Source organism: Pseudonocardia sp. SID8383 (genome assembly GCF_009864975.1).
GTDB classification, from domain to species: Bacteria; Actinomycetota; Actinomycetes; order Mycobacteriales; family Pseudonocardiaceae; genus Pseudonocardia; species Pseudonocardia alni.
In genome coordinates this window covers 1-249 of record NZ_WWFY01000168.1, presented here as the reverse complement: position 1 = coordinate 249, position 249 = coordinate 1, and the positions used below count along the sequence as shown (strand labels likewise).

Below are 249 nucleotides of genomic sequence, written 5' to 3'. Positions count from 1 at the left end.
GTGTGGATCCTCGCCGAGGTCGGCGACACGGACCGCGCGGGCCCCGAGGGCGATGCCCCGTTCCGGGTCGCCCGAGGCGCTCGCCGCCCAGGCCGCCTCCCGGGTCAGCGCGCTCTCGGAGACCCCGGTGAGCCGCTCGGGGTCCTCGACGGCGGACCACAGCTCCAGTGCCCGCTCGGCGTGGGCCAGCATCTCGGCCGGTCCGTGCCGCCGGTGGGCCTCCTCGGCGGCACGCACCGACGCCGCGAG

Annotated in this window: 1 protein-coding gene; it reads right to left on the bottom strand. The window is 78.7% G+C overall.

The window, feature by feature from the left end:
* Positions 1–249 (bottom strand): hypothetical protein (locus tag GTW08_RS03940; RefSeq protein WP_161151436.1); only part of this gene is annotated, 249 nt, incomplete at both ends.